Genomic DNA, 17,186 nt, shown 5'->3' with positions numbered 1-17,186 from the left:
AGGATGAGATGACCGGGTTCAACACCCACATCGGGACCATGGACACGGCGGCCAGGAGGGTCGACGACGTGAACCTCGAGATCGACCGGCTGCTCGGCACCGTGCGGGACTCGGTGTCCCAGCTCGGCGGCTCGGTCTGGCGCGGCGCCGCGCAGGCACGCTTCACCCAGATCATGACCGAGTGGCAGCAGCAGAGCGCCAAGCTCAACAACGCGCTCGCCGGGATCTCCGAGACGATGCGGACCAACAGCTCGTCGTTCGACGCCGCGGACCAGGACTCGGCCGCCCTCATCACCCGGGCTGGCGGCACCGGCCCGCTCAACCTCTGATCGCCGACACCACCACCACCGGAAGGGACCGTCATGACCTCTGGACAGATCACCTACAACCACGGCCCGATCGAGGCCCTCGTCGGCCAGGTCGCGCAGGCGTCCACCAACCTGCGCACCACCCTCGACGACCTCGAGGCCTACCTCGCCCCGCTGGTCGCCGAGTGGGAGGGCGACGCCGCGGTCGCCTACCAGGCGCACCAGAACGACTGGGACCAGGCCGCGGCAGCGCTGCAGGCGATGCTCGCCGAGATCTCCCGCGCCGCCGCCCAGGGCAACCAGGGCATGGCCGACGCGGATCGTCGTGCCGCCCAGGGCTGGGACTGATCCACCGGGCCCGACACCCACATCCGACCTCCCGCGACCCCGCCCCGCCCCACCGCGGTGGCGGGGTCGAGGCGCACCGACCGGATGCACCGGTCCCACCCGCCGCCTACCGTCGCGTGACACGACCGGGTACCACCACCGGCCGCCGCGAGAAGAGGGAGGACCGCATGTACGTCACGCACGACCCGTCCACCGGTCAGACCGACCGCGAGTACGAGCAGATCCGGGACGTCGACGGCGTCCTGGACACCGTCACCGAGGGATTCACCACCTGGCGCGACACCGACGTGGCCGAGCGGGCCCGCATCCTCGTGGCGATCGCCGACGCCTTCGACGAGCACCGCGAGGAACTCGGCAAGGCGATCACCACCGAGATGGGCAAGCTTCCCGACCAGGCGCAGGGCGAGGTGGAGCTCGCGGCGTCGATCTACCGCTGGTACGGCGAGCACGGCCCCGCCCTCCTCGAGCCCGAGTCGCTGGACGTGCCCGAGGCGCGTCTCAACCGGGTCACCTACGAGCCCGTCGGGCCGCTGGTGGGGATCATGCCGTGGAACTACCCCTACTACCAGGTCGCCCGGTTCGCCGCGCCCAACCTGCTGCTCGGCAACACCGTCGTCCTCAAGCACGCGAGCATCTGCGCCCGCTCGTCCGCGGCCATCGAGAAGGTCCAGCGCGCGGCGGGCCTTCCCGACGACGTCTTCGTCAACGTCTACGCCTCGAGCGACACGGTCGCCGAGATGATCGCCGACCCGCGGATCAAGGGCGTCTCCCTCACCGGGAGCGAGGGAGCCGGCGCCGCGGTGGCCACGGTGGCCGCGGAGAACCTCAAGCCGAGCGTGCTCGAACTCGGCGGGTCCGACCCGCTCATCATCCTCGACGCCGACGATCTCGACGAGCTCACCGAGACCGTGGGCCGGGCACGGCTGTCGAACTGCGGGCAGGCGTGCAACTCGCCCAAGCGGATCTTCGTCCCGTCGCAGCTCGAGGAGGACTTCCTCGGCCGGCTGAAGAACCTCTACGAGGAACTGGCCGTCGGGCCCGCCGCCGACGAGGGCACCGAGCTCGGGCCCCTGTCATCCGAGGACGCCCGCGACGGCGTCGTCGAGCAGGTCGAGACGGCCGTCCGGCAGGGCGCGACCCTCGTCACCGGCGGCGCGGCGATCGACCGGCCCGGCGCGTTCATGCAGCCCACCATCCTCACCGGCATCACCGAGGAGATGGACGCCTACCGCGAGGAGATCTTCGGCCCCGTCGCGATGGTGTACACCTACGACTCTGTCGACGAGGCCGTGCGCATCGCCAACGACACCCACTTCGGACTGTCCGGGTCCGTGTGGGGCACCGACACCGAGCGCGCCTCCGAGGTGGCGGAGCGGCTCGAGGTGGGCATGGCCTACGTCAACGAGCACGGCACCACCATGCCGGGGCTGCCGTTCGGCGGCGTCAAGCGCTCCGGGTACGGGCGTGAGCTGGGCCGATGGGGCCTGACCGAGTTCGCCAACGTTCGGCTCCAGCGCGTCAGATGAACAGATCTGTCTATCCTCGAAAGGGCGTACCCCATCGAAAGGACGAGACATGACGACTCCGCTCACCGTGAGCCCCGGGTGGCTGCGCGAGCACCTGGGTGACGCCGACCTCGTCGTCGTCGACGCCACCACTCACCTGACCGCCGACGCGGACGGCACCCCGCGCCCGGTCTCGGGCCTGGAGACGTACCGGCCCGAGCACATCCCCGGCGCCCTGTTCGCCGACCTGCTCGGTGACTTCGCCGACCCGGGCAGCCCCCTGCCCGCCACCGCGCCGGATCACGAGCGCTTCGCGGCCGCCGCGAGCGGGCTCGGCATCGGGGACGGCGCGACCGTGGTGGTCTACGGCCAGCACGAGGGGTTCTGGGCCACCCGCCTCTGGTGGCACCTGCGCTTCGAGGGCTTCGACGACGTCGCCGTCCTCGACGGCGGCCTGCCGGCGTGGAAGGCCGCGGGATACGAGGTCACCGACGAGATCGCGGTGCCCACGCCGCGCACCTTCACCGGCGTCCGACGACCGGAACTGATCCGGTCCACCGAGGACGTGGCCGCGGCCCTCGACGACGAGAACACGATTCTCGTCAACGTCCTCGACGAGGCCACGTACCGCGGTGACGTCGACTCGTACGGTCGTCCCGGCCACATCCCCGGCAGCATCAACCTGCCGGTGGCCCGCCTCCGGGACCCCGAGACCGGCGCGCTGCGTCCTGTCGAGGAACTGCGCGCCGAGTTCGAGGCGGCCGGGCTGCTCGACGAGGACCGCGAGGTCGTCACCTACTGCGGCGGTGGGATCGCGGCCACCGGGGTCGCCCACGCGCTGGCGCTGGCCGGCCGCGGGGACGTGGCGGTGTACGACGGTTCGATGACCGCGTGGGCCGGTGATCCCGACCTGCCGCTGGTCACCGGCGACTCGCCCCGCTGACCGAACCGACCCGCTGACCGACTCGCCCCGCTGAACGACCCGGGAGCGATGACAGGGCCCCGACCGCACACGCGGCCGGGGCCCTGTCATGTCCGCGACGAGCTCGGCGTTCGCGGCTTCCGTCAGCGCGCGACGGCGTACGCCTGCGCGAGCCGGGCGATCTTCTGCGCGCGGGCCAGGCGCGGCAGGTCGGATCCGTCGCGGCAGCGCTCGCCGCCGTTCCCGAGCTCGTCGATGACCGACTCGGCCCACGAGACGTCCGCGGCGGAGGGGGAGAGGACCTCGTTGATGTACGGCGCCTGGTCGACCCGGAGACACAGCTTGCCGGTCATGCCCATCTCGACGGCGTGCTCTGCCGCGTCCATCAGCACCCCCGTGTCGTTGGAGATGGTCGGCCCGTCGATCGGCGGGGCCACGCGCGCGATCCGGCTGGCCACTACGAACTGCGAACGCGTGTAGGCCAGCGCGATCTGAGAGGATCCGATGCCGGTGTCGCGCCGGTAGTCCCCGACGCCGAACGCCAGGCGCACCACCTGCTCGGTCTTGGCGATCTCCGCCGCCTGTGCCAGGCCGTCCGCGGACTCGATCAGGGCGACGATCGGGGTGCCCTCGGCCAGGCGGGCCGCGGTGAGGGCGACGTGCTCGGCGTTCTCGGTCTTGGCCAGCATCACGCCGTCCAGCCCGGGGCAGTGACCCAGAGCCATGAGGTCCTTCTCCCACTCCGGGGAACGGACGTCGTTGATGCGGATCCACGCGTGGTTGCCCGCCTCGAGCCACTGGCGCACCTCACGGCGCGAGCGCTCCTTCTCGGACTGCCGCACCCCGTCCTCCACGTCGAGGACCACCACGTCCATCTCGGAGTTCACGGCGTCATCGAAACGCTCGGACTTGTCCGCGGGCAGCAGGAGCCACGAGCGGGCGATGGTCGGCGGGATGGTCGACTGGGGGCTCACGGGTACCGGTCATCCTTTGGTCGTGGGGCGTCGGAAGGCGCTGGCGGCCTCCCCACGATACGTCGCGGAAGGTGGGCGCGGCCCCGCGGAGCCGGGCCTCAGACGTCCGGGGCGGTGACGAGCTGGACGAGGTTGCCGCAGGTGTCGTCGAGGATCATCGTCCACACCGGACCCATCTCGGTGGGCGGCTGGACGATCCGCGCGCCCCGCTCCTGCAGCTCGGCGTGCGCCCGGTGGATGTCGTCCACCTCGAACTGCGCGGCCGGGATACCGTCGGCGTGCAACGCGGTGACGTAGGCCCGGGCGGCGGGGTGCTGGTCGGGCTCGAGCAGCAGCTGGGTGCCGTTCGGGTCGCCCGGGTCGACCACCGTGAGCCAGCGGAAGTCGCCTGCGGGGAGGTCGTGTTTGAGGACGAACCCCAGGACCTCGGTGTAGAAGGTGAGCGCACGCGACTGGTCGTCGACGTGGACGGAGGTGATGGCGATGCGGGGCATGGCACGACGGTAGGCCGGTCGGGGCCCGCCGGCATCCGATCCGGTGCCGCGGGCCGCATTGCTGACAGTATCTGTCCGCACGGCGCGGCGGGACTGTTGACTACTCCACGGGAGCGGGCCACCCTTTGAGGGTGAGTACCCGAACCACGTCCGCACCGGCGATCGAGGCCGAACACCTCGTCAAGCGATTCGGCGACTTCACCGCCGTCGACGACATCTCGTTCACCGTCCCCACCGGGTCGGTCCTCGGGCTGCTCGGTCCGAACGGTTCCGGCAAGACCACCACGATCCGGATGATGACCACCCTGAGTCCGCCGACCTCGGGAACCGCCCGGGTCGCCGGCCACGACGTCGTCTCCGAGCCCGCGCTGGTGCGCAAGAAGATGGGACTGACGGCCCAGTCGGCCACGGTCGACGAGCTGCTCACCGGGCGGGAGAACCTCCGCCTGATCGGTGACCTGTACGGACTGCCGAAGAAGGCGGTGAAGGCGCGGGCGGACGAACTGCTGGAGAAGTTCTCGCTCACCGAGGCGGCCATCCGAGTCGCCAAGAGCTACTCCGGCGGGATGCGGCGCCGCCTCGACCTGGCGGCCAGTCTCGTCGCGGCCCCGCCGGTGCTGTTCCTCGACGAGCCGACCACCGGCCTGGATCCGCGGTCGCGCAACGAACTGTGGGACGTGCTGCGCGGACTGGTCCGTGACGGGACCACACTGCTGCTCACCACGCAGTACCTCGACGAGGCCGATCAGCTCGCCGACCGGGTGATCGTGATCGACCACGGACGCGTGATCGCCGAGGGCACGCCGCTGCAGCTCAAGGACCGTTCGGGGGCGGCCAGCCTGGTGATCACGGTGTCGCGTCCGGAGGACGTCGACGAGGCCGCGCGGGTGCTGACGACCCGTATCGCCGACTTCCACGTCGACCGGGACGCGCGCCGCCTCACCGCGCCGTCGGAAGGTGTCTCCGCGCTCGCGGGGATCGCCGCGGCGTTCACCGAGGCCGGTATCGAGCTCGACGACATCGGCCTGCAGCGCCCGAGCCTGGACGATGTCTTCCTCTCGCTGACCGGGCGGAAGGCGGAGGACCCCCGACTCGAGTCTGCCGGGGAGGGGGCCGCCGACCGCGAGGACGCCGGGACACGGACCGCCGAACCCGAGACCGCCAGATCCGAGACCGCCGGTCTCGGTACCACCGATCAGGAGCACCGGGTATGAGCACCGTCGCGGACCCCGCCGTGGGGACCACCAGCGCAGACGGCTTCGCCGTCCCGGCCCGCCCGGACGGCCCCTCGTTCGGCCGGCAGGTCTCGGCGCTGGTGCGCCGCAATCTGTTCCACATCCGGCGGCAGCCGGAGAACCTGGCGGACGTCACCATCCAGCCGGTGATGTTCGTGCTGCTGTTCGCGTACGTCTTTGGCGGCGCGATCGCCGTGGCGGGCGGGGTGAATTACCGCGAGTGGCTGCTGCCGGGGATCATGGCGCAGACCATGGCGTTCTCGTCGTTCGTCGTGGCGTCGGGGCTGTGCAACGACCTCAACAAGGGCATCATCGACCGCTTCCGGTCGCTGCCCATCCAGCGGGCGTCCATCCTCATCGCGCGTAGCGCGTCGAGCCTCATCCACTCCTCGATCGGGGTGGTGGTGATGTCGTTGACCGGGCTGATCGTGGGATGGCGGATCCGCTCGAACCTCCTCGACGCCCTGCTGGGCTACGTCGTGCTGGTCGGGTTCGGGTTCGTCATGATCTGGATCGGGATCGTCGTGGGGTCTCGACTGAAGACGATCGAGGCGGTCAACGGCGTCATGTTCACGACCACGTTCCCGATCACCTTCCTGGCCAACACGTTCGCCCCGCCGGAGTCGATGCCGGACTGGCTGCGGGTGTTCGCGGAGTGGAACCCGCTGTCGTCGGTGGTGCAGGCGATGCGGCAGCTGTGGGGCAACGCCCCGGCCGTGGGGCCGGAGGCGGCGCTGCCGTTGCAGTATCCGCTGCTCTCGTCACTGCTGTGGATCGTCGGCCTGACCGTGCTCATCGCCCCGATCGCGATCCGGGCTTTCGACGCCCGCACCCGCGACTGAGGCGCTCCGGGCGAGCGGCTCGCCCTCCGCGGCGGCGGCGAGTTCGCGCAGCGCCTGGAGGTGACCGGCGAACGCCTTGCGTCCGCTGCGGGTCAGGGCCAGCCACGTACGCGCCCGTCCGGTGGGGGCGGCGGCCTTCGAGGTGGTGGCGTAGCCGGCGTCGGTGAGGACCTTGAACTGCTTGGACAGGACCGAGTCGGCGACGCCGAGGTCGTCCCGGACGGTGCCGAACTCCATCGATTCGACCGGGGCGAGCAGGGCACAGATCCGCAGCCGGTGGGGGGCGTGGATGATCTCGTCGAACCGGGCGGCGGCGCGCCTGGCCATCATCGACGCGCCTTCGGGAGGGCGGCGGCGCCGGAGCGGATCTCCTCGCGCATCGCGCTGTCGACGCGGCGGCCCAGGACGATCGTGGCGACCAGGGCGACGGCGGCGAGCAGGACGGCCAGCCAGACGGGGAGTGCCCGGCCCGAGGCGGTGGGGATGAGCGAGGAGCCGGTCACCACCATCACGATCACCGCGTAGGCGAACCACCACCTGCGGGAGGTGGGGCCGAGGTTGCGCATGTCGACCCACAGGCCGGTGGTGCGCTGGTAGGCCCCGACCAGCAGGCCGATGCCGATCGCCCCGCCCAGGGAGACCACGAGGCGGACGACGTCGTGCAGGTCGAGAGCGGCCACCAGCATGATCGCGGCGAGGATCGCGCCGAGGGTGGGGTGGTACCACCACGGGGTGATGAGCCTGTCGGCCACGGATCGGCGGGCCGAGTCGACGTCGGCGAGGGCGGCGGCGGGATCGTACGGGGGCGACGCGTTGTTTTCCATGACGGAAACGGTAGGGGTCTCTTTCCGTTTCCGCAAGGGAAAATCAGAAGTGGTCCCGGCTCACGTCCTCTTCTTGGGCGAGACCCGGATCGTGATGCTGCCGACCACGGGCTCGACCCCCGCGTCGTCGACGAACCGCAGGGGCACCTCGATGTCCTGCCCGGTGGACATGGACGCGAAGTCGGGCAGCTCGGTCCACTCGGCCGTGACGGTCATCCCGCCCGTCGACTTGGCGGGGTAGCGCACGTTCATGCCCACGGGGATCCAGCGGTGGGTCGAGGGCACGGTGGCCTCGGCGAGCATGCCCATCGCCATCTCCGCGAGGTTGCACGCGGCGATCACGTGGAAGGTGCCGATGTGGTTGCGGTTGCCCCACCATCCCGGCCCGCGCACGACGCAGCGCCCGGGCCGGAGCTCGGTGACGTGCGGATGGGCCGTGCGGAAGTAGGGGGCCTTGAGGCTCACCGCGGCGCTGAACAGACGGGATCCGAACGGCAGGCGGGTGGCGGACTTCCACAGGCGGTAGGTGGAGGTGTCGGCGGTGGGGCGGGGCGAGGTGTCGGTCACGACGACGAGGTTACCCCGCGGTAAGTTGCCCCGCGGCCACCCGGAGCGCGCGAGTGCTCACCGCGTCAAGCCAAGATCTGCGTCCCGCGGCGCAGGAGCTCGTGGAGGCGATCCTGGTCCGCCCCGGGCTCGGCCACCCACAGGCGGTAGGCGGACAGCGCTATCCCGAGGGCGGCGTGCGCGGTGGCGGCGGGCACGAGGTCGTCCACCGTCTCGCCCCGCCGGTCGGCGACGAATCCGGCCACGGCCCGCCGCCAGTCGGCGTACACGAGCGTCGAGTGGGCCTGGAGCTCGTCCACGCCCAGGAGTAGGCGCATCCGTAGGCGGTGGACCTCGGTCTGCGACGGCGGGAACGTGTTGAACGCGATGAGGGCGTCCGCCAGCGCGTCGCGCAGCGGGGTGTCCTCCGGGACGCCGGCCAGGTACCCCAGCATGAGCTCGATCTGCTCGTCGAACTCGCCCCACGCGATGGCGGCCTTGCCAGGGAAGTAGCGGAACAGGGTGCGCCGCGAGATGTGGGCTGCCTCGGCGATCTGGTCGACGCTGGTCGCCTCGTAACCCTGGCGCGCGAACAGGTCGAGGGCCACGTCGACGATCGACGCGCGGGTGGTCGACGGGCGACGTCCGGGCGTCCGTCCCGAGGTTATTCCCGTCATTCCCGTCATTCCCATGACACGAGAGCCTAGATCAGTGATCCTTGCCACTGGCACCAAGTGCCAATATGATTCGGGTCTCACCACGCCCGTGGTGGGGTTCCCGCAGTTCCGGAGGGAAGGACGCGAGATGGACAACGCGCAGAACACCGAGGTCGTGCTGGAGGAGGCCCTCATCGAGGAGGTCTCGATCGACGGCATGTGCGGGGTCTACTGAGATGACCTCCGCAGCAGCGCCGGCCGGCGCCGGGCAGACGGCCGCCCCGGCGGCATTCGATCTCGACGCCGGCTGGCGCCTGCACCCGGGCGTCGCCCTGCGGCCCGAGCCGTTCGGGGCCCTTCTCTACCACTTCCACACCCGCAAGCTCAGCTTTCTCAAGTCGCCGACCATCGTCGAGGTCGTGCGCACGCTCGCGGACCATCCCACCGCCCGCGCCGCGTGCGCGGCCGCGGGGGTGCCGATCGACGACCCGGGCACGGCCCGCCTGTACCTGCACGCGCTCGGCCAGCTCGCCGCCTCGCGCATGATCGAGGAGACCTCATGACCAGCATGCTCGACCGCTCGACCACGTCCGGAGCGGCGCCCACCACCGCGGCTCCGGCTCCCGTCGGCCGACTCGTGGACCAGTTCGAGCGCGGGCTCGACGCGCCGATCTGCCTGACCTGGGAGCTCACCTACGCGTGCAACCTCTCGTGCGTGCACTGCCTGAGCTCCTCGGGCAAGCGCGATCCGCGGGAGCTGAGCACCGAGCAGTGCAAGGCGATCATCGACGAACTGCAGAAGATGCAGGTCTTCTACGTCAACATCGGCGGCGGCGAGCCCACGGTCCGCTCGGACTTCTGGGAGCTCGTCGACTACGCCACCAGCCACCAGGTGGGCGTGAAGTTCTCCACCAACGGCGTGCGGATCGACGAGAAGGTCGCCCGGCGCCTGGCGGCGAGTGACTACGTCGACGTGCAGATCTCCCTCGACGGCGCGACCGCCGAGGTCAACGACGCGGTCCGCGGCCCGGGCTCGTTCGACATGGCCGTGCGGGCGCTGCAGAACCTCAAGGACGCCGGCTTCACCGACGCCAAGATCTCGGTCGTCGTCACGCGCGAGAACATCACCCAGCTCGACGAGTTCAAGGCGCTGGCCGATCGCTACGACGCCACCCTGCGCATCACGCGACTGCGTCCGTCCGGCCGCGGCGCCGACGTGTGGGACGACCTGCACCCGCTGCCCGAGCAGCAGAAGGACCTCTACGACTGGCTGGTCGCGCACGGCGAGAACGTGCTCACGGGCGACAGTTTCTTCCACCTGTCCGCGTTCGGCGACGGCCAGGGTTCGCTGCCGGGGCTCAACCTCTGCGGCGCCGGCCGCGTGGTGTGTCTGATCGACCCGATCGGGGACGTCTACGCGTGCCCGTTCGCCATCCACGACAACTTCCTCGCTGGCAACGTCGTCGCCGACGGCGGATTCGAGTCGGTGTGGCAGACGTCGGAGCTGTTCCGCGAGCTGCGCGAGCCCCAGTCCGCGGGCGCGTGCGGGTCCTGCGGGTTCTACGACAGCTGCCGTGGCGGCTGCATGGCCGCGAAGTTCTTCACCGGCCTGCCGATGGACGGCCCGGACCCCGAGTGCGTCCAGGGCCACGGGGAGGGCCTGCTCGCCGCCGAGCGCGCCATCCCGGCGCCGTCGCAGGACCACTCGCGCACCAAGGGCCTGGCGGCGCGCAAGCAGCCCGCCGGCCCGGTGCCGCTCACGCTCATCACCACCCCGCCGCGCCGGCCCACCAGCCTGTGCGACGAGTCCCCGATCTGACCGCGCGTCCCGAGCCGACCCGCGCCCCCGGACCGAATCCCGTAGGAGGAACCCCCACCGTGTCCCGTCTGTCCAAGATCGCCGAGGCCAACCCCTGGCGGCAGAACCCGTGGTTCGAGTCCGTCGCCGAGGCACAGCGTCGAGCGAAGAAGAAGCTGCCCAAGAGCGTGTACATGGCGCTCGTCGGTGGCAGCGAGGCGGGCGTGACGATCCGCGACAACATGGACGCGTTCTCCGAACTCGAGCCCAAGCCGCACGTCATCGGCGCCAAGCAGGACCGCGACATGGCCACCACGGTGATGGGTCAGCCCATCAGTCTGCCGGTGATGATCTCGCCCACCGGCGTGCAGGCGGTCACCCCGGACGGGGAGGTCGACGTCGCCCGTGCGGCGGCCGCCCGCGGCACCGCGATGGGCCTGAGCTCGTTCGCCTCCAAGCCCATCGAGGAGGTCATCGCGGCCAACCCACAGACCTTCTTCCAGGTGTACTGGCTGGGCGGCAAGGAGCAGGTCCTGCGCCGGCTCGAGCGCGCCAAGGCCGCCGGCGCGGCCGGGGTCATCCTCACCACGGACTGGTCGTTCTCGATGGGACGGGACTGGGGGAGCCCGGCCATCCCCGAGACCCTCGACGCCAAGGCGCTGGTCACCCTCGCCCCGCAGATCGCCGTGCGGCCGCGCTGGGCGGCCGAGTGGGCCCGCGACGTGGTGGTCAACAAGCGCTTCCCGGACCTGACGACCCCCAACCTTGTCAACCAGGGCGAGATGGGGCCCTCCTTCTTCGGCGCCTACGGCGAGTGGATGAACACCCCGCCGGCCACGTGGGAGGACATCGCCTGGGTCGTGGAGAACTACGACGGCCCGGTCATGCTCAAGGGCATCACCCGCATCGACGACGCCAAGCGGGCCGTCGACGCCGGGGTCACGGCGATCTCGGTGTCCAACCACGGCGGCAACAACCTCGATGCGACCCCCGCCTCTATCCGCTGCCTCGCGCCGATCGTCGACGAGGTCGGCGACCGGGTGGAGGTGCTGCTCGACGGCGGTATCCGCCGCGGCTCGGACGTGGCCAAGGCGCTCGCGCTCGGCGCCCGCGCGGTGATGATCGGCCGCGCCTACCTCTGGGGCCTGGGCGCCAACGGGCAGGCCGGCGTGGAGAACGTCCTCGACATCATGCGCTCCGGTCTGGACTCCAGCCTCATCGGGCTGAGCAAGTCGTCGATCTCCGAGCTGAGCCGCGACGACTACGTCATCCCCGAGGGCTTCATGCGCCGCCTCGGCGCCTGACCCGTCACCACCCCACGAGAACCCAGAGAAAAGGACACCTCCTCCATGGGAGATTTCGACGGCAAGGTCGTCTACATCACCGGCGTGGCCCGCGGCCAGGGCCGCAAGCACGCCATCCGGTTCGCCCGCGAGGGCGCCAAGATCATCGGCCTCGACCTGTGCGCGGCGCCGTCCGAGTACGTCAAGTACCGGACCGCCACCGAGGACGACCTGGCCGACACCATCGAGCGCGTCGAGGCCGAGGGCGGGGAGATCTGCGCGGAGGTCGGGGACGTGCGGGACCTGGCGTTCCAGCAGGATCTCATCGCGCGCGGCGTGGAGCGCTTCGGCGGGCGTCTGGACGTGGTGATCGCCAACGCCGGCATCTGCAACTGGGGCAAGGTCTGGGAGCTCGACGAGCAGCAGTGGCAGGACACCATCGACATCAACCTCACCGGGTACTGGAAGACCCTCAGGGCCACGATCCCGCACATGCTCGAGGCGGGCAACGGCGGCTCGATCATCCTGGTCAGTTCGGTGGCGGGCCTCAAGGCCATGCCGGTGCAATCCCCGTACTCGGCCTCCAAGTACGGCGTGGTGGGCCTCGCGCAGACCGCCGCGAAGGAACTCGGTGAACACGGCATCCGGGTCAACACGATCCACCCCTACGGCGTGCAGACGCCGATGGGTGCCGAGGACCCCGACGCGCTCGAGGTGTTCAACAACATGCCGCAGTTCCTGCCGCACTTCACCCCGATCCTGGGCATGGGCATGGCCAGCACCGATGACATCTCCGACTCGGTGCTATTCCTCGCGTCGGACGCCTCGCGCACCATCACCGCCTCGACCTTCACCGTCGACATGGGCGCGATCAAGGTCTGACCCGACATGACGGGCGCGATCGACGCGGCCGGACGGCCGGGCGGCGGCGTGCTCGCCGTGCTGCCACTCGGGGCCACCGAGCAGCACGGTCCGCACCTGCCGCCGGAGACCGACACCCTCCTCGCCGAGGCAACGGCCCGCGCCGTCGCCGACGCGGCGGCCGGCGTCACCGCCCGCGTGCTGCCCGCCCTGGCCTACGGCTCGAGCGGGGAGCACCAGTCGTTCGCGGGGACCGTCTCCATCGGGACAGCGGCGCTCGGCGAGGTGATCCTCGAGTTCGGCAGGTCCGTGTCCTCGTGGGCGGACCGACTGCTCGTGGTCAACGGTCACGGCGGCAACGTCGACGCCCTCCGCCGCGCGATCCCGCGATTGCGGCACGAGGGCCGCGACGTCGCGTGGCTGTCATGCCGCACCGCCGAGGACGCCCGCGACACCCACGCAGGGCACGCCGAGACCTCGCTCATGCTGCACCTGCACGCGGACCTCGTGCGCGTCGATCTCGCGGCCCGCGGCTGCGTCCGGCCGCTGCCGCAGATCCTGCCCGCCATGCGCGACGGCGGGGTCGCCGCAGTGAGTCCGTCCGGCGTCCTGGGGGACCCCACCACCGCCACGGCCGCGGACGGCGAGCGGCTGTGGGACCTGCTGGTGGCCGACGCCCGCGCGCGGCTCGCGGGGTGGCGCCCGGGCGACGACGGGATGCTCCGATGAGACCAGCCGGACACCGCACGCCCGCAGCCGCCGCACCCACCGCCGACCGGCCGCACGTGCTGCTCGACCGCCGGACGCGGATCCTGCGACGCGGCGGCCTCGTGCGGGTCCTGGGCGGCGACCCGGTCACGCTCATCACGCCCGCGCCGTCGGTGGCGGGCCTCCTGGACGGGGGCCGGGCTGTCGCGACGGACACGCCCGCTGGGGCCGCGCTCGCCCGTGCACTCACCGACCGGGGGATGGCCCATCCCGCCGGCCCGGTGTCCGCGGACCGCCCGCTGGACGGCGTCGCCGTGGTGGTCCCCGTCCGTGACGACGCGGACGGGGTCGCCGCCCTCGCGCGGGCCCTCGCCCCCGAACTCGCGCGGGGCGCCCACCTCGTCGTCGTCGACGACGGCTCCACCCCGCCGCTGGCGGTGCCCCTCACCGCTGCGCCCGCCACCGTCCTGCGCCACGACCACTCCCGCGGCCCGGCGGCCGCGCGCAACGCCGGCACGTCCGCTGCGGTCGCGGCCGGCGCCGACGTGGTGGTGTACCTCGACGCGGACGTCCTCCCGCTGCCGGGCTGGCTCGACATCCTCCTCGCCCGCCTCGACGACCCGCTGGTCGCGGCGGTCGCGCCGCGCGTCGTCGCCGCCGAGCCCGGCCGGTTCGGGGTGCGCGGCTACGAGACGGCGCGCTCGGCGCTGGACATGGGCCCCGAACCGGCGCGGGTGAGGCCGCGCACGGGCGTGGCGTACGTGCCCAGTGCGGCGCTCGCGGTCCGTCCCGACCTGCTGCCCCCGGTCCCCGTCGGCGGGGGCGAGGGGCCGTTCGACGAGCGCATGCACGTCGCGGAGGACGTGGACCTGTGCTGGCGCATCGACGACGCCGGGGGTCGGATCCGCTACGAGCCCGCCGCCCGCGTCGCACACCGGCACCGCACCGGGGTGCGCGCGCTGCTGACCCGCCGCGCCTACTACGGGCGTGGAGCCGCGCCCCTTGCGGTGCGCCACGGCGCAGACGTCGCGCCCGCCGTCGCCGCGCCATGGTCGCTGGCCGTGGCGGTCGGTGTGTGGAGCGCGAGCCCGCTCGGCACGGTGATAGCGCTCGGTGCCGTGACCAGGGCGTGGTGGCGCACGCGTGCGCTGACCGGCGACGGACGCGCGGCCGCCGAGCTCGTCGCGCGCGGCGCAGGGGCGTCGATCAGGCAGCTGCCGGAGGCGGTCCTACGCCCGTATTGGCCGATCACCGCGGCGGCGCTGGCGCTCACCGCCGGGTCGCGGGGCCGGACCGCGCGGGCGCTGCGCCGACGCCTCGCGGTCGCGATCGCGGCGGAGGGCCTGTGGCACTGGTGGAGCGCACGGGAACCGGGCCGGTGGCCTACCGACGAGCCGGTCGGGCACGTCCTGCTGCACCGCTTGGACGACCTGGCGTACGGCGTGGGGGTCTGGCGCTCGGCGGTGACGGAGCGTTCCCCGGCCGCCCTGCGCCCGGAACTCACGCGATGACCGGCGGCCCGGGCGGGGACGCGGATGTCGTGGTGGTCGGTGCGGGCGCCGCCGGGTGCGTGGTGGCCCGGCGGCTCGCCGACGCGGGCGCGGACGTCCTGCTGCTCGAGGCCGGCACGGCCGCCGCCTCCCCACGCGCGGGCCTGCTCGACATCGGCCCCGACTCCCGCGTGGTCGCACGCCACCCCGCCACGCTCGGGGACGCGGTTCTGGAGCTGCCCCGCGGCCGGACGGTCGGCGGGTCCGGCGCGGTGAACGGGGGATACTGCGCGCCCGCCCGGCCGGCGGATCTCGAGGCGTGGGGACCGGACTGGCCCCGGCGCTACGCGGTGGGGCTGGCGCGGGCGGCCGAGCGCCTGCGCCCCCGCCTGGCGCCGATGGGGCCGGTCGCCGCGTGGGTCGCCGCCGCGTTCCCCGGTCGCGTCGCGGCCGTCGCGCAGGCGCGCAGCGGGGAGCGGAGGGTGACGGCGTTCGACGCGTGGGACCCCGCCGGAGCGGGCGTACGGGTGCGCGCCGGCGCCGCGGTGCGTGAACTGTCGTGGGCGGGTGGAGCCGTCGGCGGAACGGGAGGCGCCCGGCGGTGTGTGGGCGTGGCCCTCGACGACGACGAGGAGATCACCACCCGCCAGGTGGTGCTGTGCGCGGGGACGATCGGGACGACCGTTCTCCTGCTGGGCTCCGGCATCGACCGGGCCGGCGGCCACCCGGTCGGCGACGGGGTGCAGGAGCATCCCGAGCTGTTGCTGGACGTCCCCGCGGGCCTGGCCGCCGCGGCCGCCGGGCTGCCGCCCCTTCTCTCCCACGTGGTCCGACTCGAGCTCCCCGAGCGGGAGCGCGGGTGGGTGCCGGAGATCGAGGTGCGCCCCTACGCGGTCCCGATGCACCGCGTGATCCCCGGCCTCGAGGAGGCGCCGCACCGTGTCGGGGTGGCGCTGATGAACCCCGTCGGCCGGGGGCGGGTCCACGCCGACGGGAGCGTGCACCTCGCGGACGACCCGCGCGACGCGACCGCGTTGGCCGAGGCGACGGCGCTCGTGGCGGAACGCCTGGGCATCGACGGCGCCGTCACCCGCTCGACCTCCCAGCACCTGTCGGGCGCGGCGCGGATCGGGGAGGTGTGCGACGACTCCGGTCGCGTGCACGGGGTGGAGGGGTTGCGGGTGGCCGACGCGTCGGTCCTGCCGGCGCTGCCGCGGTGCGGTCCGTACTACTCGGTCCTCGCGGTGGCCGAGGAGCTCGCCGCGCGGGTGGCCGCCGAGCGGGCGTGGTAGAACGACACGAGAACACGTTCCACCGAGAGGGTGGGCGACGGCCCGGGAGGCGCGCACATGCCGAGTACTGAGACCACCGTCGAGCCACAGCAGTTCGCGGTCGAGCGCGAGGACGGTGTCCGGCTGGTCGGGGAGGTGTGGGAACCGCACGGACCGGACGGCCGGCCCACCGAGGCCGTCGACGAGATCCTCATGCTCCACGGCGGTGCGCAGACCCGCCACGCCTGGAGCCGGGCCTCACGCCGCCTCTCCGGCGAGGGCTACCGCGTCACCGCGATGGACGCGCGCGGACACGGAGACAGCGACTGGGACCCGGAAGGCGACTACGACATCCATCGCCTCGCCGCCGATCTCGAGGCGATCGTCGCGGAGCGGTTCCCCGAGCGGCGTCCGGTCGTCGTCGGCGCGTCGCTCGGCGGGATGACCGCGATGCTCTCGCTGGGCACCGGTAAGGACGTCGCCCGCGCGCTCGTCCTGGTCGACGTCACCCCCAGGCTCGAGGCCAAGGGCGTCGAGAGGGTGGGGGAGTTCATGCGCTCCGGGTTCAACGGGTTCGCGAGCCTCGAGGAGGCCGCGGACGCGATCGCCGCCTACCAGCCCCACCGCAAGCGGCCCCCGAACCCCGAGGGGCTGCGCAAGAACCTGCGTCTGCGCGAGGACGGGCGGTGGCACTGGCACTGGGACCCGCGCTTCGCCGGTAACGCCTCGGCCGACAACACCGAGATCGGCAACGCCTTCTTCGAGGAGCTCGTCCCGAAGATCACCCAGCCCACCCTGCTCATCCGCGGGTCGGCCTCGGACATCGTCAGCGACGACTCCGTGCAGCATCTGCTCGAGCTGCTCCCGCACGCCCACACCACGGAGGTCGCCGACGCCGGTCACATGGTCGCCGGCGACGACAACGCGGTGTTCCTCGACCAGCTCGAGTGGTTCCTGGCCGAGGTGCTCGACTCGCCACCCCTCCGCTGAGTCGCGGACAAGCCACGGCGCGGGGGTGTCCGGGGAATAACCCCACCCCGTGTACGTTGCCCTGGATGAGTGGCCACCGATACCCAGACGGGTATCGGTGGCCGGGGAATCTCGTCGTCGGCCCGCGCGAT

The 17,186-nt window shown here is 72.3% G+C and carries 21 protein-coding genes; 15 read left to right on the top strand and 6 right to left on the bottom strand.

What is annotated here, in order from left to right:
• Window positions 1–8 precede the first annotated feature (8 nt).
• From A6035_RS11395 to A6035_RS11380, 4 genes are all read left to right on the top strand, one after another.
• On the top strand, window positions 9–329 hold the full coding sequence (locus tag A6035_RS11395; protein WP_007628508.1) for a WXG100 family type VII secretion target: 321 nt from the start codon (window positions 9–11) through the stop codon (window positions 327–329).
• A gap of 33 nt (window positions 330–362) precedes the next feature.
• Window positions 363–656, top strand: coding sequence for a WXG100 family type VII secretion target (locus A6035_RS11390; RefSeq protein ID WP_108847879.1), 294 nt, complete (start codon window positions 363–365; stop codon window positions 654–656).
• 167 nt (window positions 657–823) lie between these two features.
• On the top strand, window positions 824–2,182 hold the full coding sequence (locus A6035_RS11385; RefSeq protein WP_108847878.1) for an NAD-dependent succinate-semialdehyde dehydrogenase: 1,359 nt from the start codon (window positions 824–826) through the stop codon (window positions 2,180–2,182).
• A 49-nt stretch (window positions 2,183–2,231) separates the two neighbouring features.
• Window positions 2,232–3,104, top strand: coding sequence for a sulfurtransferase (locus A6035_RS11380; RefSeq protein ID WP_108847877.1), 873 nt, complete (start codon window positions 2,232–2,234; stop codon window positions 3,102–3,104).
• A 122-nt stretch (window positions 3,105–3,226) separates the two neighbouring features.
• Here the strand turns inward: A6035_RS11380 and A6035_RS11375 are convergent, their stop codons facing one another.
• Both A6035_RS11375 and A6035_RS11370 read right to left on the bottom strand, forming a co-directional pair.
• Complete coding sequence (locus A6035_RS11375; RefSeq protein ID WP_108847876.1) at window positions 3,227–4,057, bottom strand: HpcH/HpaI aldolase/citrate lyase family protein; 831 nt, start codon at window positions 4,055–4,057, stop codon at window positions 3,227–3,229.
• Window positions 4,058–4,155: 98 nt separating this feature from the next.
• Window positions 4,156–4,551 (bottom strand): VOC family protein, encoded by a 396-nt coding sequence (locus A6035_RS11370; protein ID WP_108847875.1) that lies wholly within the window; start codon window positions 4,549–4,551, stop codon window positions 4,156–4,158.
• Between the two features lie 131 nt (window positions 4,552–4,682).
• Between A6035_RS11370 and A6035_RS11365 the strand changes: the two genes are divergently transcribed.
• Together A6035_RS11365 and A6035_RS11360 are read left to right on the top strand one after the other, a co-directional pair.
• The gene (locus A6035_RS11365; protein ID WP_108847874.1) at window positions 4,683–5,765 is read left to right on the top strand and encodes an ATP-binding cassette domain-containing protein; all 1,083 of its coding nucleotides are present in this window, start codon (window positions 4,683–4,685) and stop codon (window positions 5,763–5,765) included.
• Window positions 5,762–6,628 carry an ABC transporter permease gene (locus A6035_RS11360; RefSeq protein ID WP_108847873.1) on the top strand — a complete coding sequence of 289 codons (867 nt, stop codon included), beginning with the start codon at window positions 5,762–5,764 and terminating at the stop codon, window positions 6,626–6,628. Before A6035_RS11365 ends, A6035_RS11360 begins: the two co-directional genes overlap by 4 nt.
• Here A6035_RS11360 and A6035_RS11355 read toward each other — a convergent pair.
• The 4 genes from A6035_RS11355 to mftR form a co-directional block, all read right to left on the bottom strand.
• Entirely contained in the window at window positions 6,548–6,958 is a 411-nt protein-coding gene (locus tag A6035_RS11355) for a transcriptional regulator (protein WP_235026570.1), read from the bottom strand. The two genes, A6035_RS11360 and A6035_RS11355, sit on opposite strands and share 81 nt — an antisense overlap.
• A complete protein-coding gene (locus A6035_RS11350; RefSeq protein WP_108847871.1) occupies window positions 6,955–7,452 on the bottom strand; it encodes a hypothetical protein in 498 nt (165 codons plus the stop codon). The genes A6035_RS11355 and A6035_RS11350 overlap by 4 nt, the downstream gene beginning before the upstream one ends.
• Before the next feature lie 60 nt (window positions 7,453–7,512).
• Entirely contained in the window at window positions 7,513–8,019 is a 507-nt protein-coding gene (locus A6035_RS11345) for a hotdog fold domain-containing protein (protein ID WP_200836314.1), read from the bottom strand.
• Window positions 8,020–8,084: 65 nt separating this feature from the next.
• Window positions 8,085–8,690 carry a mycofactocin system transcriptional regulator gene (mftR, locus tag A6035_RS11340; protein WP_235026571.1) on the bottom strand — a complete coding sequence of 202 codons (606 nt, stop codon included), beginning with the start codon at window positions 8,688–8,690 and terminating at the stop codon, window positions 8,085–8,087.
• Between the two features lie 112 nt (window positions 8,691–8,802).
• On the opposite strand from mftR, the gene mftA reads away from it, so the two are divergent.
• The 9 genes from mftA to A6035_RS11295 are packed head-to-tail and all read left to right on the top strand — an operon-like array spanning window position 8,803 to window position 17,055.
• Window positions 8,803–8,889, top strand: a complete 87-nt coding sequence (mftA, locus tag A6035_RS19335) for a mycofactocin precursor MftA (protein ID WP_063971908.1) — start codon at window positions 8,803–8,805, stop codon at window positions 8,887–8,889.
• A 1-nt stretch (window position 8,890) separates the two neighbouring features.
• A complete protein-coding gene (gene mftB / locus A6035_RS11330; protein ID WP_007633244.1) occupies window positions 8,891–9,217 on the top strand; it encodes a mycofactocin biosynthesis chaperone MftB in 327 nt (108 codons plus the stop codon).
• Complete coding sequence (gene mftC, locus A6035_RS11325; protein ID WP_108847869.1) at window positions 9,214–10,473, top strand: mycofactocin radical SAM maturase; 1,260 nt, start codon at window positions 9,214–9,216, stop codon at window positions 10,471–10,473. Before mftB ends, mftC begins: the two co-directional genes overlap by 4 nt.
• Before the next feature lie 59 nt (window positions 10,474–10,532).
• A complete protein-coding gene (gene mftD, locus A6035_RS11320) occupies window positions 10,533–11,756 on the top strand; it encodes a pre-mycofactocin synthase MftD (RefSeq protein ID WP_108847868.1) in 1,224 nt (407 codons plus the stop codon).
• Window positions 11,757–11,801: 45 nt separating this feature from the next.
• Window positions 11,802–12,617 (top strand): mycofactocin-coupled SDR family oxidoreductase, encoded by an 816-nt coding sequence (locus tag A6035_RS11315; RefSeq protein WP_108847867.1) that lies wholly within the window; start codon window positions 11,802–11,804, stop codon window positions 12,615–12,617.
• A gap of 6 nt (window positions 12,618–12,623) precedes the next feature.
• Window positions 12,624–13,325 (top strand): mycofactocin biosynthesis peptidyl-dipeptidase MftE, encoded by a 702-nt coding sequence (mftE, locus tag A6035_RS11310; RefSeq protein ID WP_108847866.1) that lies wholly within the window; start codon window positions 12,624–12,626, stop codon window positions 13,323–13,325.
• Window positions 13,322–14,815: a mycofactocin biosynthesis glycosyltransferase MftF gene (gene mftF / locus A6035_RS11305; RefSeq protein ID WP_108847865.1), complete on the top strand. Its 1,494-nt coding sequence runs from the start codon at window positions 13,322–13,324 to the stop codon at window positions 14,813–14,815. The genes mftE and mftF overlap by 4 nt, the downstream gene beginning before the upstream one ends.
• Complete coding sequence (gene mftG, locus A6035_RS11300; RefSeq protein WP_108847864.1) at window positions 14,812–16,086, top strand: mycofactocin system GMC family oxidoreductase MftG; 1,275 nt, start codon at window positions 14,812–14,814, stop codon at window positions 16,084–16,086. Before mftF ends, mftG begins: the two co-directional genes overlap by 4 nt.
• Before the next feature lie 57 nt (window positions 16,087–16,143).
• Window positions 16,144–17,055, top strand: a complete 912-nt coding sequence (locus tag A6035_RS11295; protein ID WP_108849244.1) for an alpha/beta fold hydrolase — start codon at window positions 16,144–16,146, stop codon at window positions 17,053–17,055.
• Window positions 17,056–17,186 lie beyond the last annotated feature (131 nt).

This window comes from Dietzia lutea (genome assembly GCF_003096075.1).
Taxonomy (GTDB): Bacteria; Actinomycetota; Actinomycetes; order Mycobacteriales; family Mycobacteriaceae; genus Dietzia; species Dietzia lutea.
This window is presented reverse-complemented; position numbering and strand designations above follow the sequence as displayed.

Coding starts and splice junctions, on each gene's coding strand:
- mftR (WP_235026571.1), bottom strand. CDS start 8,690: ATGGGAATGACGGGAATGACGGGAATAACCTCGGGACGGACGCCCGGA.
- A6035_RS11355 (WP_235026570.1), bottom strand. CDS start 6,958: ATGATGGCCAGGCGCGCCGCCGCCCGGTTCGACGAGATCATCCACGCC.
- A6035_RS11385 (WP_108847878.1), top strand. CDS start 824: ATGTACGTCACGCACGACCCGTCCACCGGTCAGACCGACCGCGAGTAC.
- A6035_RS11350 (WP_108847871.1), bottom strand. CDS start 7,452: ATGGAAAACAACGCGTCGCCCCCGTACGATCCCGCCGCCGCCCTCGCC.
- A6035_RS11315 (WP_108847867.1), top strand. CDS start 11,802: ATGGGAGATTTCGACGGCAAGGTCGTCTACATCACCGGCGTGGCCCGC.
- mftC (WP_108847869.1), top strand. CDS start 9,214: ATGACCAGCATGCTCGACCGCTCGACCACGTCCGGAGCGGCGCCCACC.
- A6035_RS11360 (WP_108847873.1), top strand. CDS start 5,762: ATGAGCACCGTCGCGGACCCCGCCGTGGGGACCACCAGCGCAGACGGC.
- A6035_RS11295 (WP_108849244.1), top strand. CDS start 16,144: ATGCCGAGTACTGAGACCACCGTCGAGCCACAGCAGTTCGCGGTCGAG.
- mftE (WP_108847866.1), top strand. CDS start 12,624: ATGACGGGCGCGATCGACGCGGCCGGACGGCCGGGCGGCGGCGTGCTC.
- A6035_RS11395 (WP_007628508.1), top strand. CDS start 9: ATGACCGGGTTCAACACCCACATCGGGACCATGGACACGGCGGCCAGG.
- mftA (WP_063971908.1), top strand. CDS start 8,803: ATGGACAACGCGCAGAACACCGAGGTCGTGCTGGAGGAGGCCCTCATC.
- mftB (WP_007633244.1), top strand. CDS start 8,891: ATGACCTCCGCAGCAGCGCCGGCCGGCGCCGGGCAGACGGCCGCCCCG.
- mftG (WP_108847864.1), top strand. CDS start 14,812: ATGACCGGCGGCCCGGGCGGGGACGCGGATGTCGTGGTGGTCGGTGCG.
- mftF (WP_108847865.1), top strand. CDS start 13,322: ATGAGACCAGCCGGACACCGCACGCCCGCAGCCGCCGCACCCACCGCC.
- A6035_RS11380 (WP_108847877.1), top strand. CDS start 2,232: ATGACGACTCCGCTCACCGTGAGCCCCGGGTGGCTGCGCGAGCACCTG.
- A6035_RS11370 (WP_108847875.1), bottom strand. CDS start 4,551: ATGCCCCGCATCGCCATCACCTCCGTCCACGTCGACGACCAGTCGCGT.
- A6035_RS11390 (WP_108847879.1), top strand. CDS start 363: ATGACCTCTGGACAGATCACCTACAACCACGGCCCGATCGAGGCCCTC.